The organism is Ramlibacter sp. (assembly GCF_028292805.1).
Classification (GTDB): Bacteria; Pseudomonadota; Gammaproteobacteria; order Burkholderiales; family Burkholderiaceae_C; genus Ramlibacter.
In genome coordinates this window covers 1-13,626 of record NZ_JAQGLS010000098.1, presented here as the reverse complement: position 1 = coordinate 13,626, position 13,626 = coordinate 1, and the positions used below count along the sequence as shown (strand labels likewise).

Below are 13,626 nucleotides of genomic sequence, written 5' to 3'. Positions count from 1 at the left end.
GGCCCGCCCCCCCACGGACCACTACAATCCATGGCGCGGTTGTGGCTTCCGTCCCCGCTCCGGGCTGGCGCCGAAGTCGCCAGACTGCACGGATGCGGCGGCATCCAGTTCTCATCTTTGGAGGTTTTCGTGCGTCACCGCATGACGGTATGTGTTGTTCACTGCGGGTGCGCTGGCGTGACCGGCCGCAGGCCGCGGCGGGCGGGACGCTAGGCATGGAAAAGCGGACGCCCTTTGCGATCACGCTGGCCGTCTGGAAGGCGCTGTTCCTGCGCGAGGCATTGGGCCGCATGTTCTCCTCGCGCGGCGCCTGGTTCTGGCTGTTTGCCGAGCCGGCCTTCCACGTGGCCTACCTGATGGTCCTGTTCGGGGTGATCCGTGTCTCGACGGTGGGCGGCATCGAGAAAGTCGTCTGGATCCTGGTGGGCCTGCTGGCCTTTTTCGCGTTCCGGCGCACCGCCGACCAGGTGATCAACGCCTTGTCCGCCAACCGCGCCCTCTATACCTACCGGCAAGTCAAGCCGGCCGACACCGTGCTGGTCAGAGGCTTTCTGGAAGCCTTCCTGCTGGCGATCACCGCCGCCATCGTGCTGGCTGGGGCGGCGCTGATCGGCTACGACGTCGTGCCGACCGACCCGCTTTCCGTTCTGGAGGCGTTTTTCGGCTTGTGGCTGGTTGGGCTCGGAGTGGGCCTGATCGTTTCGGTGGTTGCCGACATGGTGCCGGAACTTGGCCGCATCTTCCGCTTGATGATGATGCCCATGTACCTGCTTTCGGGCGTGATGTTCCCCATCAGCGTGGTGCCCCAGCCGTACCGCGACTGGCTGCTGCTGAACCCGGTCGCCCATGGCCTCGAGGCGGCGCGGCTGGGCTTCGCCTCCAACTACCATGCCGTGCCGGGCCTGAGCATCCCGTACCTGTACGGCTTCGCGCTGGTCAGCATGTTCATCGGCCTGCTGCTGCACCGCCGGTTCGCCTCCAGGCTGGTCTCCCAATGATCGTCGTCAACGACGTCCACAAGCGCTACCGCACGCCGCACGGACCTGGCAAGTGGGTCCTCGAGGGCGTGAGCATGACCATCCCGCCGAAGGTCAACGTCGGGCTGATCGGCGCCAACGGCGCCGGCAAGTCGACCTTGCTGCGGATCATCGCCGGCGTGGACCGCCCCACCAGGGGCCACGTCGAGCGCAACTGCCGCGTGTCCTGGCCGATGGGCTTCGGCGGCGGGCTGCAAGGCTCCCTGACCGGCCGGCAGAACGCGAAATTCATCTCCCGCGTGCATGGCGGCGAGGACGGCATCGAGGCACAGCTGGCCTACGTCCAGGAGTTCGCCCAGATCGGGCCCGCCTTCGACGAACCGGTCAAGACTTACTCGTCGGGCATGCGCTCGCGCCTGCAGTTCGCCATGTCGCTGGCGTTCGACTTCGATGTCTACATTTCCGACGAGGTCACCTCCACTGGCGACGCCGCCTTCCGCAAGAAAGCAGCAGCCGCATTCAAGAACCTCGCCGACCGCGCCAGCCTGATCATGGTGTCGCACGGCGAGGGAACGTTGAGGAGTTTCTGCCAAGCCGGCGTCTGGATTCACCAAGGCAAGGCGCACTGGTTCGACCGGATCGACGACGCCCTGAAAGCTTACAAGGACAGCCTTCCCGCATGACGGAACCCATAGAAAAAACCGGCCAGAACCGGTTCTCGGCCCGCGTGGTCTCCTGGCTGCGCCATGAAATGGCGCCCGCCATCTTCGGTCGCCGCATCATCGGCGCCGCCCTCATCGCAGCGACGCTGGCCGCCGTGTACTGGCTGGCGCTGGCTTCGGACCGCTACGTCTCCGACGCCCACGTGATCATCCAGCGCACCGACCTGCCCAGCGGCCAGGGCATGGACCTGGGGAGCATCCTGATGGGCGCCGGTGGCGCCAGCCGGGTGGACCAGTTGCTCCTGCGCGACCACCTGCGCTCGGTGGACATGCTCAGGAAGCTCGAAGACACGCTGCGGCTGCGGGCCCACTACAGCGACACCAGCCGCGACTTGTTTTCCCGGATGTGGCGCAAGGATGCGTCGATCGAGTGGTTCCACCGGCACTACCTGGGACGCACCAGCATCGAGTACGACGACTACGCCGGCGTACTGATCATCAGCGCCCAGGCCTACGACCCCAAGACTGCCCACGCGATCGCGGCGATGCTGGTGGCAGAGGGCGAGAGCTTCATGAACAAGATGGCGCACGACCTGGCCCGGGCACAGGTCGGTTTCCTGGAGCAGCAGGTCGCCCAGATGAACCAGCGGGCCTTGACGGCCCGCCGCGCGGTGCTGGAGTTCCAGGACCGCAAAGGACTGGCCTCTCCGCAGGCGTCGGCCGAGAGCATCGCAGCGATCGTGGCGCGGCTCGAAGGCACGCGGACCGAGCTGCAGACGCAGCGCAGCTCGCTGCTGACCTATCTGGTGCCAGAGCACCCGAACGTGGTCATGCTGAACCAGCAGCTGGCCGCGGTGGAGCGCCAGATCGCCCAGGAGCAGGCCCGGCTGGCGGCGCCCACGGGGCGCACCCTGAACCGCACGGTGGAGGAAATGCAGCGGCTGGAGATGGACGCCGTCTTCGCGCAGGACGTCTACAAGACAGCCCTGGTCGCACTGGAGCGGGGCCGCGTCGAGGCGACGCGGACCATCAAGAAGGTTTCGGCGCTGCAGAGTCCCACCATGCCGGAATACCCCATGGAGCCCCGACGCGTCTACAACGCGCTGGTGTTCCTGATCGTGGCCATGCTGCTTGCCGGCATCGCCCAGATGCTCCTGAGCATCATGCGCGACCACACCGACTGATACGACCATGCTCAGATTCATCACCTCTCGCGCGCTGCCGCTGGTCCTGGCGCTTGCCACGCTGGCCGCTGGTGCCCAGGACGGCACCGATCGCACCGGAGCCGGCCGGCCCATCAACTTGCGGCCAGCGCCTGGCGTCCTCTTGCCGGGGACGACCCCGCCGCCGGCCCAGCGCAGCGCCACGCCGCCGGCTTCGGCCGCCAGCGAGCCAGTGACCAGCCCGCCGCGGACGCCGCCGGTGCCCGAGCACCAGGCCAACCTGGCCAGCGACGTGTTCGGCGCCAACCTGTTCACCGGCGCCTTCGCGCGCCAGGGCGCAACCCAGTTCAACCCCGACTACCTGGTGGCCCTGGGCGACCGGATCCTGGTGCGGTTGTGGGGCGCCTTCGAGTTCGAGCAGGTCCTGACGGTCGACCCGCGCGGCAACATCTTCATTCCCCATGCCGGCCCGGTGCCCGTGCTCGGCGCCCGCAACCAGGATCTGCAGCGGCTGGTGGAAGCGGCGGTGGCGAAGACCTTCCGCAACAACGTCTACAGCTACGCCAGCCTGGCCGCGGCCCAGCCGGTGCGCGTGTTCGTCGGCGGCTTCGTCAACCGCCCCGGCCTGTACAGCGGCACCAGCATGGACAGCCTGCTGAACTACCTGGACCAGGCCGGCGGCATCGACCCGGAGCGCGGGTCCTTCCTGAACGTGCAGGTCAAGCGCGGCCAGCAGGTTCGCTACACCGCCAACCTCTACGAGTTCCTGCTGAACGGCACCATGCCGCTGATCCAGCTGTCCGACGGGGACGTGATCTTCGTTGCGCCCAAGGGCAACACGGTCAAGGTCACCGGCCTGGCCGAGAACGCCAAGCGGTTCGAGTTCGCCGACAACGGGCGGACCGTGGCGGACGTGGCGGGGCTGGCCCGGCCCCGGGCGATGGCCACCCACGTGCGCGTGGTGCGCAACACGGGCTCGGTCAAGAACACCGAGTACTACGCGCTGGCCGACGCCGCCCGGGTGCTGCTGCAGAACGGCGACGACGTGGAATTCACCGCCGACCGCAAGCCTGGCACGATCGCCGTGCGGGTCGAGGGCGAGCACCTGAGCCCGCAGGAATACGTACTGCCGTACGGCACCCGGCTGGGTGACCTGCTGCAGAACATCCGGTACTCCGAGCGCTCCGAGCAGGAGAGCCTGCAATTGTTCCGCCTGAGCGTCAAGGAGCGCCAGAAGGCGCTGCTGAACACGTCCCTGCGCAGCCTGGAGGCCGCGGCCTTGACCGCCCGCTCGGGCACCAGCGACGAAGCGATCCTGCGCCGGGAGGAAGCCGAACTGATCCTGCAGTGGGTGACCCGGGCAAGGTCGATTGACTCGAGCGGCCAGGTGGTGATTTCCCAGTCCGAGCAGCGCGGCAGCCTGCTGCTGGAGCACGGCGACGTCCTGCGGGTGCCAACCAGGGACGGGCTGGTGCTGGTGTCGGGCGAGGTGCTGTTCCCAAACGCGGTCGCCTGGGACCATGGCATGACGCTGGACGACTACATCAAGCGCGCCGGCGGCTACACCCAGAACGCCGACGCCGCCCGCATTGTGGTGGCGCGGCGCGACGGCAGCTTCACCGAGGCGCGCGGCGAGAAGGGCTTCTTCTCGCTGCAGGACGACGGGCCGCCGGTGCGGGCCGGCGACGAGATCCTGGTGTTGCCCAAGATCGACGTGAAGTCGCGCCAGATCTGGAAGGACATCACGCAGATCATCTACCAGATCGCGATCAGCTCCCGGGTGGTCCTGGGTCTGTAGTCCAGCAAGGCCACCCAAGATGATGCCGGCTTCGCAGCAGGGGCCGACGCCCCTGCGGGTCCCCGGGGCGCCGTGCCACGTCGCCCTGCTCGACGTCGGGATCTGGCGGCAGCCGATCCTGGGGCGGCTGCTCGGCACGCAGCTGCGCATCGCGCCGATGCCCGGCTCCCTGCCTGCGGGCTCCGCCATCGTCGGCTGGGGCCGCAAGCGCAGCGGCCGACGGGCCAGCCGCCTGGCGCGCGTCCACGACCTTGCATGCACCCTGCTGGAAGATGGCTTCCTGCGCTCCTTCGGCACAGGCAAGGGGTTCGCGCCGCTGTCGCTGGTGGCCGACGACGTCGGCATCTACTACGACAGCACCTGCCCCAGCGCCCTGGAAAACCTGCTGAACTCGGAGCGCGACCTGCTCGAGGGCATAGGCGACCAGGTGCAACGGGCGCGCGAGCTGATGCTGCGCCATCGGCTTGGCAAGTACAACGCGGCGCCGGACTGGGAAGACTGCCCGGGCGGAGCGCCGGCGCCAGCACCGGGACAGCGCCGGATCCTGGTGGTCGACCAGACCGCTGGCGACCTGAGCGTGGCCCTGGGCGGTGCCGACGCGGCCACCTTCCAGACGATGCTGGCGGCGGCCCGGGCGGAAAATCCCGGCGCGACCGTGTTCGTCAAGACCCATCCTGAGGTGAGCTCCGGCCGCAAGCGGGGGTACTTTGCAGGATTGCAGGACGACGACCACACGGTGGTGCTGCGGCACCCGATCAACCCGCTCAGCCTGATCGAGCGGATGGACGCTGTGTACGTCGTCAGCTCCACGATGGGTTTCGAGGCGCTGCTGGCCGGCAAGCCGGTCACCTGCTTCGGCCAGCCGTGGTACGCCGGCTGGGGTGCGACGCACGACCGCCAGCGCAGCCCGCGCCGTCAGCGGCGCCGCAGCGTCGCCGAGCTGTTCGCCGCCGGCTACTTCCACTACACGCGCTACCTCGATCCCGTCACGCACCGCAGCGGGACCATCTTCGACGCAATCGAGTGGCTGGCGCGGCAGCGGCAGATGGCGTCCCAGGCGCGCCGGACCATCGCCGTCGGTTTCCGGCGCTGGAAGGCGGCCACCCTGCGGCCCATGCTGGCGCTCGATCCGCGGCAAGTCCGGTTTGTCGCCTCGGCGGCGCAGGCCAGCCGGCTGCGGCCCGGGCCGGGTGACCGCCTGCTGCACTGGGGCGCAGCCGCACCGGCCGGCCTGGCCGAACTGGCGGCCCGGACCGGTGCCGAAACCGTGCGGATGGAAGACGGCTACGTGCGCTCGGTCGGGCTCGGCTCGGACCTGATCCGGCCGCTGTCGCTGGTGCTCGACCGCCGCGGCATCTACTTCGACCCGAGCCGGCCCTCCGAGCTGGAGCTGCTGCTGAACACGGCCGATTTCGCCGCGGCAGAGCTGCAGCGCGCCCGCGCGGTGCGCGCCTTCATCGTCGCCCATGGCCTGACCAAGTACAACCTCGAGCCGCGCGCCGCCGCCGCCTGGCCGACCCAGGGCCGGCGGGTGCTGCTGGTGCCGGGGCAGGTGGAGGACGACGCCTCGATCCGGCTCGGCTGCACCGAGGTGCGCACCAATCTCGGCTTGCTGCAGGCGGCCCGCCGGGCCAGTCCGCACGCCTATATCGTCTACAAGCCGCACCCGGACGTCATGAGCGGCAACCGGACCGGCCGGCTGGGGCTGGAGCGGGTACGGGAATTCGCCGACTGCATCGAGGCGCACCTGTCGGTGGTCAGCTGCATCGACGGCTGCGACGAGGTGCACACGATGACCTCGCTGGCCGGCTTCGATGCCCTGTTGCGCGGCAAGCAGGTCGTGGTCTATGGGCAGCCGTTCTACGCTGGCTGGGGGCTCACGCAAGACGTTGTTGACGATGGCGTCGCCTTCGCGCGACGAACCCGTCGGCTGACGCTGGACCAACTGGTCGCCGGCGCCTTGTTGCGATACCCTTTCTATTGGGATTGGGAGCTGAACGGCTACACCACGTGCGAGTCCGTGCTGCACCGGATCGTCGAGCGCCGCCAGGCTCTGGAGGCGGCGGGGGGCTTGGAAGGGCTGCGGACCGGGTTCTTCCGGCGGCAATGGCGCAAGGCACAGGTGTTGGCCCAAGCCTGGCTTGGTGAATCGAGGCAATGATCAACCAGTCGATCCAGGCTCTCGCGGGCAAGAAGGTGCTGCTGCTGCAGGGGCCCGTCGGTCCCTTCTTCGCGCGCCTGGCCGACGACCTGCGCGGCGCGGGCGCCCACGTGACCAAGGTCAACTTCAACGCCGGCGACTGGCTGTACTTCCGGCGCGGCGCGCTCAATTACCGGGGCACCATGGCCGAGTGGCCCAAATGGCTGGAACAGCGCCTGCTGGAACTGCGCATCGACGTGATCTTCCTGTTCGGCGACTGCCGACCGATCCACCAGCAGGCGCGCACGCTGGCCACCCGCATGAACGTGGAAGTCTGGGTGTTCGAGGAGGGCTACGTCCGCCCGGACTACGTCACCCTGGAGCGCTACGGGGTCAACGGCTATTCGAAGCTGCCGCGGATCTCGCAGGCCTACCGCGAGCGCCTGCCGTCGGTTCCGTCCCGGCATGCGGTCGGCAACACCTACTGGGCCATGGTGCGCTGCGGCTGCGGCTACTTCCTGGCCGGCGCGCTCGGCAAGCCCTTCTTCCCCGACTACGTCCACCATCGGCCGCTGGCCTTGACCGAAGCGATTCCCTGGGTGCGCTCCGCCTGGCGCAAGCTTTGGTACCGGTGGAAGGAGCGCGGCCAGGAGACGCGGCTCATCACCTACTTCAGCCGACGCTTCTTCCTGGCGCCGCTGCAGGTGCACAACGACGCCCAGGTGACCGTCCATGGCGACGTCAGCGGTGTCGAGGCATTCATCGCGGCCACCATCCACTCGTTCGCGCACCACGCCCCCAAGGACACGCTGCTGGTGTTCAAGCACCACCCCATGGACCGCGGCTACCGCAGCTACTCGCGCTTCATCCGCACCTGCGCGCGTGCCGCCAAGGTGCGCGAGCGGGTCGTCTACATCCACGACCAGCACCTGCCCACGCTGCTGACGCACGCGCGCGGGGTGGTCGTGATCAACAGCACGGTCGGGCTCTCGGCGCTGCACCACGGCAGGCCCACCATCGCCTGCGGGACCTCGCTGTACGACATGCCCGGATTGACGTACCAGGGCCGTCTCGACGACTTCTGGGCCGCGGCCAATCGCAGCGCGCCCAATGCGACGCTGTACCGCCAGTTCCGCCATCACCTGATCGCCAAGACCCAGCTGAACGGAAGCTTCTACCGGGCGCTCGACGTCCCGGGGGCGATCGGCGGCCTGGTCTGGACCCGCCCGGGCTGGTCGGCGACCTCCCCCGAGTCCGACCTGATGGAGGAACTCACCGCTCCGCCGCGCTGAGCCTGGCGACCCGGCTGTTGGCGCCGACCTACAATGGCCGCTGCCGGGCGCCGCGCCGGCGAGCGCCGGTGCGGCTGCATCGCGCACCCGATGCGTGCGCGATGCGCCCCTGCTCCGCTGCCGCCGGCGGGCCCCGTCCCCAGCCGACGCATTTTCCTCGCCCCTGCCATCGCTGCACTGCTTGCGTAACTTGATGAAGATACTGACGATTTTTGGAACCCGCCCGGAAGCCATCAAGATGGCCCCGCTGGTCAAGGCCCTGGCCCGACGCCCTGAGATCGAGTCCCGGGTCTGCGTCACGGCCCAGCACCGCCAGATGCTGGACCAGGTGCTGGAGCTGTTCGGCATCAGGCCCGACTTCGACCTGGACATCATGCGCCCCGGCCAGAGCCTGTCCGGCATCACCAGCGAGATCCTCACCCGCATCGAGCCCGTGCTCAAGGACTACCGTCCCAACCTGGTGCTGGTCCACGGCGACACCTCCACCACCTTCGCCTCCACCCTCGCCGCCTACTACCAGCAGATCCCGGTGGGCCATGTGGAGGCGGGCCTGCGCACCGGCAACCTGTATTCGCCGTGGCCGGAAGAGGCCAACCGCAAGCTGACGGGGGCGCTGGCGCGGCTTCATTTCGCGCCAACCGAACGCTCGCGCGCCAACCTGCTGGCCGAAGGCGTGGCCCCGTCGGCCATCCACGTGACGGGCAACACCGTGATCGATGCGCTGCTGCTGGTCAAGCAGCGCCTGGACAGCGACGCCTCGCTGCGCGGTTCACTGGCAGCGGGCTTTCCGATGCTGCGCGCCGGCGCCCGGCTGGTGCTGATCACCGGGCACCGGCGCGAGAACTTCGGCGACGGCTTCGAGCGCATCTGCACCGCCATCGGCGAGCTCGCCAGCCGCTACCCGGACGCCGACTTCCTGTACCCGGTCCACCTCAACCCGAACGTGCGCGAACCGGTCAACCGCATCCTGAGCAACCGCGGCAACGTGCACCTGATCGAGCCGCAGGACTACCTGCCCTTCGTCTACCTGATGGACCGGTCGCACCTGATCCTGACCGATTCGGGAGGCATCCAGGAGGAAGCGCCGTCGCTGGGCAAGCCGGTGCTCGTGATGCGCGACACCACCGAGCGGCCGGAGGCGGTGGACGCCGGCACGGTGCGCCTGGTCGGCACCGACACCCGCGCGATCGTCGATGCGGTCGCCACCTTGCTGTCCGACGGCGCGGCCTACGACAGCATGAGCTACGCCCACAATCCCTACGGCGACGGCAACGCTTGCGAGCGCATCGTCGACGCAGTGAGTGAACCAGGTCAATTCGAATGAAGAAATCCAGCCTCAACACCATTTCCGTGATCGGACTGGGCTACATCGGCCTGCCCACGGCGGCGATGTTCGCATCGCGCCAGAAGCGGGTGATCGGGGTCGACATCAACCAGTGCGCGGTCGACACCATCAACCGGGGCGAGATCCACATCGTCGAGCCTGAGCTGGACATGATCGTCCATGCGGCCGTGACCGAAGGCTACCTGCGCGCGACCACCCGGGCGGAAGCCGCCGACGCGTTCCTGATCGCCGTGCCGACGCCTTTCAAGCGCAACCACGAGCCCGACCTGACTTACGTCCGCTCGGCCGCCGAGTCGATCGCCCCGGTGCTGGCGAGCGGCAACATCGTCATCCTCGAGTCGACCTCGCCGGTCGGCACCACCGAGCAGATGGTCGAATGGCTCGCCGCGGCGCGCCCCGACCTGCGCTTTCCCACCCCCGGCAGTGAAGGCGAAGTGGACGTGCACGTGGCCTATTGCCCCGAGCGTGTGCTGCCTGGGCACGTCGTGCGCGAACTGGTGGACAACGACCGCATCATCGGCGGCCTCACCGAGGCTTGCTCGCAGCGCGCCGCCGAGGTCTACCGCATCTTCGTCACCGGCGACCTGCTGTTCTCGAACGCCCGCACGGCCGAGATGAGCAAGCTGACCGAGAACGCCTTCCGCGACGTCAACATCGCCTTCGCCAACGAGCTCTCGCTGATCTGCGACAAGCTGGACATCAACGTGTGGCAGCTGATCCAGCTGGCCAACCGGCATCCGCGCGTGAACATCCTGCAGCCCGGCGCCGGCGTCGGCGGCCACTGCATCGCGGTGGATCCCTGGTTCATCGTCGACAAGACGCCGGAACAGGCGCCGCTGATCAGGATGGCCCGTGAAGTCAACGACGGCAAGCCCCGCTGGGTGCTGGGGCAGATCCGCGGCGCGATCGACCGCAAGGTGGCCGCCGGCACGCCCGAGGACCAGGTCAAGGTTGCCGTGCTGGGACTGGCGTTCAAGCCGAACATCGACGATCTGCGCGAAAGCCCGGCCCTGCACATCGCCGAGCAACTGGCCGGCTCGACATCCGCGCGCCTGCTGGTGGTGGAGCCGAATGTTTTGGCCCTGCCACGGTCGCTCCAGGACTACCCGCTGGTGGAACTCGAGGAAGCATTGCAGGGCGCCGACGTCGTCGCCGTCCTCGTGGCGCACAAGGAGTTCCAGGGCCTGCGCGAGCAGCTGGCCCCGGCCCAGGAAGTGGTCGACGCGGTCGGCATCAGCCTGGAGCGGCGCAAGGGCAGTTGACCGCAGGCGGCCGCGGCCGCCACGCTCACAGGCTCGTTCAGCCGGCCAGGCCCGCGAGCCGGCGCAGGTGGACCAGCCTGCTGGCCCAGGTGTGTTCCCTGGCCACCAGGTCGGCTGCGGCTCGGGCGCGCTCGAGGTCGTCGGCCGACGGCCCGTGGCGCAGGCGCTCGAACTGCTCGGTCGCCTCGGCCTCGCTGTCGATCGCCAGCACCAGGCCGGCGAAATGGCGTTCGATGCTCAATGCCGGCGTCGTGACCGCGATGCCGCCGCAGGCCATGATCTCCATCAGCCGCCGGGAGATCATCGTGGGCGAGTCTTCCACCGTGTTGACGTTCAGCGAAGCGACGAATTCACGGTAGATGGCCCCGGTCCGGTCGACGGGCACGACCGGCCGCACCTCCATGCCGGCCAGCTGCGGATAGCGGTAGTTGGCCGAGCTGCGGTCCGAATTGCGGTCGAACACCGTCAGCCCCAGGATTCCCGCCGCCGGCTCGAACAGCAGCCGCTGGCGTTCGCGGCGCCGGTCGTGGATGTGGTGGCTGTAGCTGCCCAGGAAGTTCGCGCGGCGGGTTTCGAAGCGAAAGCCGGTAAAGGCATGGTGCAGCGGCTGCACGGGGAACATCATGGTGCCGACGGTCGCCGCGGGCGGAAGCATCGCCCGGTAGCGCGGCAGGCAGTTCTCGTCCACCGTCAGGACGTGGTCGAACAGGCAGGCACTCTTGATGAAGCGGTCGAAATGCGCGCCATCCTCCTTGTTCCAGAAAACGGTGGGGATGCCGCGGCCGCGGGCGAACGCGACCATTTGCTCGAGCTTGCGGTTGGAGCGGCGCGGGACGTCGGAATACGCCGCAATGCAGTACTTCCAGCTGTTGCGCACCCCGGCCCAGGCCGACTCCACCAGCACGATGTCCGGCCGCCAGGTGCGCAGCAGCCAACGCCAGTTCAGCGGCGTCAGGTTGCGCAGCTCGCAATCGGGCTGAAGGCCGATGCGGGTCAGCTCGTCGGCCACCAGCGCGATGCGCAGGCGCGGCGCGGCTGCTGGCGCCATCACTGCTCCAGCGACGCGCACGGCGCGGTGGCGGCAGCTGTCACTGGCTTGACTTCGATGGTCGGCATACTGCGAATGGTGGGAAGGCGGCGTGCGGGAATCGCCAGTGCAGCCCGCGCGCCTCGCCTTGGGATGCAGCTTCGAATTTTACACACCCATCGCGGGGCGCCCGGCGGGCCGGCGGCACGCCCGCTGCCGGTGCAGGCTACTTCACCGCCGCGTAGTTCGACGCGATGGCGGCAAGCAGCGCGGCCAGCAGCTGGGGGTCGGGCTGCGTGCCCGGCGGCACGGCCTCCTGCGCCAGCACCTGGGCGTACTTCAGTTGCTCGCGGGCCAGCGCCGCCGCGCTGTTGACGCCGCGGCGCCCGGCATCGTCCAGGTCCTTGATCACGGGCTGGTCAGACATGGAAATCCTCCTTCGCGTCGACGGGCCTCCGGCCGGGACCCATTCGCACGCGTCCCGACTCTACCCTGTCGCGGCGCGGCGCTCCGCGCCCCGGTTGCCAACCTTCCGGTTTCGGGGAACGATGTTGCTGCACTGCGGGAGATCGTGCCCCGCGCCGCCGGCAGCCATCGCCTGCCACACGGCACGAGCTGCGCCAGGCACCACCGATGTTCTTCCTGTGGCCCCAGTTCCTCTGGCTGATGCTGGCGATTGGGCTGTTGCCGGCGCTGTACCTGTGGCTGCTGCGCCGGCGGGCAAGCAGGCCGTGCGCTACAGCAGCCTCACCGTCGTGCGGGCTGCGGCCGTCGGCTCCGGCTGGCGGCGGCACGTGCCACCGGCGCTGCTGCTGCTGGCGTTCTGCGCAATGACGCTCGCCGCGGCGCGGCCGGTGGCGCGGGTGCCGCTGCCGTGGGCGCGCTCGTCGATCATGCTGGCCATGGACGTGTCGCTGAGCATGCGCGTGACCGACGTCAAGCCGACCCGGCTGGTGGCCGCGCAGGAGGCCGCCAAGCTGTTCCTGCGCGAGCTGCCGGACAACATCGAAGGGGGCCTGGTCACCTTCGCCGGCAGCACCCAGGTGGCCCAGGCCGCGACGCTGGAGCGCGCGCCGCTGGTGGCGGGCATCGACGCCTTGCAGATGCAGACGGGCACCGCGGTGGGCAACGCCATCACTGCTGTGCCTGGCGGAACTGTTCCCCGAGCACGGGATCGCCCTGGGCGAGATGACGTTTGGCGGCAAGCGGCAGGGCCGCAGCCTCGATGACAAGGCCAGGCCGCCGCCGCGGCAGGTCACGCCGGTGGCGCCGGGCTCGTACCAGTCCGCCGCGATCATCCTGCTGAGCGATGGCCGCAGCACCACCGGCTTCGACACGCTGGCGGCGCCGAAGATGGCGGCCGACCGCGGCATGCGCATCCACGTGGTGGGGCTGGGCACGGTCGACGGCGAGGTCGCCACGTCCGAGGGCATGCCGATCTAGCTCAAGCTCGACGAGCCCACCCTGCGCGAGGTGGCGCGCCGGACTGGCGGCGAGTACCACCATGCCGGCACGGCGGAAAAGCGGCGTAGCGTCTACCAGACCCGGGGCTCGCGGCTGCAGGTGGTGCGGCGCGAGACCGAGCTGACCGGCCTGACGGCGCTGCTCGCGGGTGGCTGGGGCAACTTTGTCGGTGCTCTGGCTCCGGCGACTGACCTGAAAGGCCCGTTCACGCGGGCAAGCGGCGCGGCCCGCTGACGCGGGAGGCCAGGGCGACGACCGCCTGCAGCGCGAACCCGGCAAAAGCCAGCCACCGGCAGGCCGCTTCGCCCGGACGGCGCCGACGCTCCCGCCGAGCGCGGCACCGACCGGTCCGGCGCCGGCGTTGACGCGGTCGGGAACACCGCGCCGACCCGGTCCAGCAGGCCGTGCGGCGTCAACGCTCTGGCGCAGCGTGGTCGTCGTGATGGTCCAGATGATGGGCCCGGCGCCGAACAGGAAGAACGACATTCCGGCCAGC

13 protein-coding genes are annotated in these 13,626 nt (G+C 69.2%); 11 read left to right on the top strand and 2 right to left on the bottom strand.

Annotated features, from left to right (window positions below):
* Window positions 1–215 precede the first annotated feature (215 nt).
* The 8 genes from JWP65_RS05380 to wecC all read left to right on the top strand — a co-directional run bounded on the left by JWP65_RS05380 (window position 216) and on the right by wecC (window position 10,639).
* Window positions 216–998 (top strand): ABC transporter permease, encoded by a 783-nt coding sequence (locus JWP65_RS05380; protein WP_299761071.1) that lies wholly within the window; start codon window positions 216–218, stop codon window positions 996–998.
* Window positions 995–1,660 (top strand): ABC transporter ATP-binding protein, encoded by a 666-nt coding sequence (locus JWP65_RS05375; protein WP_299761069.1) that lies wholly within the window; start codon window positions 995–997, stop codon window positions 1,658–1,660. Before JWP65_RS05380 ends, JWP65_RS05375 begins: the two co-directional genes overlap by 4 nt.
* Window positions 1,657–2,823, top strand: coding sequence for a chain-length determining protein (locus JWP65_RS05370; RefSeq protein ID WP_299761067.1), 1,167 nt, complete (start codon window positions 1,657–1,659; stop codon window positions 2,821–2,823). Before JWP65_RS05375 ends, JWP65_RS05370 begins: the two co-directional genes overlap by 4 nt.
* Window positions 2,824–2,830: 7 nt before the next feature.
* Complete coding sequence (locus JWP65_RS05365; protein ID WP_299761065.1) at window positions 2,831–4,600, top strand: SLBB domain-containing protein; 1,770 nt, start codon at window positions 2,831–2,833, stop codon at window positions 4,598–4,600.
* Window positions 4,601–4,619: 19 nt separating this feature from the next.
* Window positions 4,620–6,761, top strand: coding sequence for a capsular polysaccharide biosynthesis protein (locus JWP65_RS05360; RefSeq protein ID WP_299761063.1), 2,142 nt, complete (start codon window positions 4,620–4,622; stop codon window positions 6,759–6,761).
* Window positions 6,758–8,032: a capsular biosynthesis protein gene (locus JWP65_RS05355; protein ID WP_299761061.1), complete on the top strand. Its 1,275-nt coding sequence runs from the start codon at window positions 6,758–6,760 to the stop codon at window positions 8,030–8,032. Before JWP65_RS05360 ends, JWP65_RS05355 begins: the two co-directional genes overlap by 4 nt.
* Window positions 8,033–8,222: 190 nt before the next feature.
* The gene (gene wecB, locus JWP65_RS05350; RefSeq protein ID WP_299761060.1) at window positions 8,223–9,356 is read left to right on the top strand and encodes a non-hydrolyzing UDP-N-acetylglucosamine 2-epimerase; all 1,134 of its coding nucleotides are present in this window, start codon (window positions 8,223–8,225) and stop codon (window positions 9,354–9,356) included.
* A complete protein-coding gene (gene wecC / locus JWP65_RS05345; RefSeq protein ID WP_299761059.1) occupies window positions 9,353–10,639 on the top strand; it encodes a UDP-N-acetyl-D-mannosamine dehydrogenase in 1,287 nt (428 codons plus the stop codon). Before wecB ends, wecC begins: the two co-directional genes overlap by 4 nt.
* A 37-nt stretch (window positions 10,640–10,676) precedes the next feature.
* On the opposite strand, the gene JWP65_RS05340 is transcribed toward wecC, so the two are convergent.
* A complete protein-coding gene (locus tag JWP65_RS05340) occupies window positions 10,677–11,687 on the bottom strand; it encodes a glycosyltransferase (protein WP_299761058.1) in 1,011 nt (336 codons plus the stop codon).
* Between the two features lie 205 nt (window positions 11,688–11,892).
* Window positions 11,893–12,093: a hypothetical protein gene (locus tag JWP65_RS05335; RefSeq protein ID WP_299761057.1), complete on the bottom strand. Its 201-nt coding sequence runs from the start codon at window positions 12,091–12,093 to the stop codon at window positions 11,893–11,895.
* Between the two features lie 304 nt (window positions 12,094–12,397).
* Between JWP65_RS05335 and JWP65_RS20095 the strand changes: the two genes are divergently transcribed.
* From JWP65_RS20095 to JWP65_RS20085, 3 genes are read left to right on the top strand one after another with little or no spacing between them, the layout of a single operon-like run.
* Complete coding sequence (locus tag JWP65_RS20095; RefSeq protein ID WP_367280476.1) at window positions 12,398–12,895, top strand: VWA domain-containing protein; 498 nt, start codon at window positions 12,398–12,400, stop codon at window positions 12,893–12,895.
* Window positions 12,855–13,109 carry a hypothetical protein gene (locus JWP65_RS20090; protein WP_367280475.1) on the top strand — a complete coding sequence of 85 codons (255 nt, stop codon included), beginning with the start codon at window positions 12,855–12,857 and terminating at the stop codon, window positions 13,107–13,109. Before JWP65_RS20095 ends, JWP65_RS20090 begins: the two co-directional genes overlap by 41 nt.
* Window positions 13,110–13,139: 30 nt before the next feature.
* On the top strand, window positions 13,140–13,364 hold the full coding sequence (locus JWP65_RS20085; RefSeq protein ID WP_367280474.1) for a hypothetical protein: 225 nt from the start codon (window positions 13,140–13,142) through the stop codon (window positions 13,362–13,364).
* Window positions 13,365–13,626: the final 262 nt, after the last annotated feature.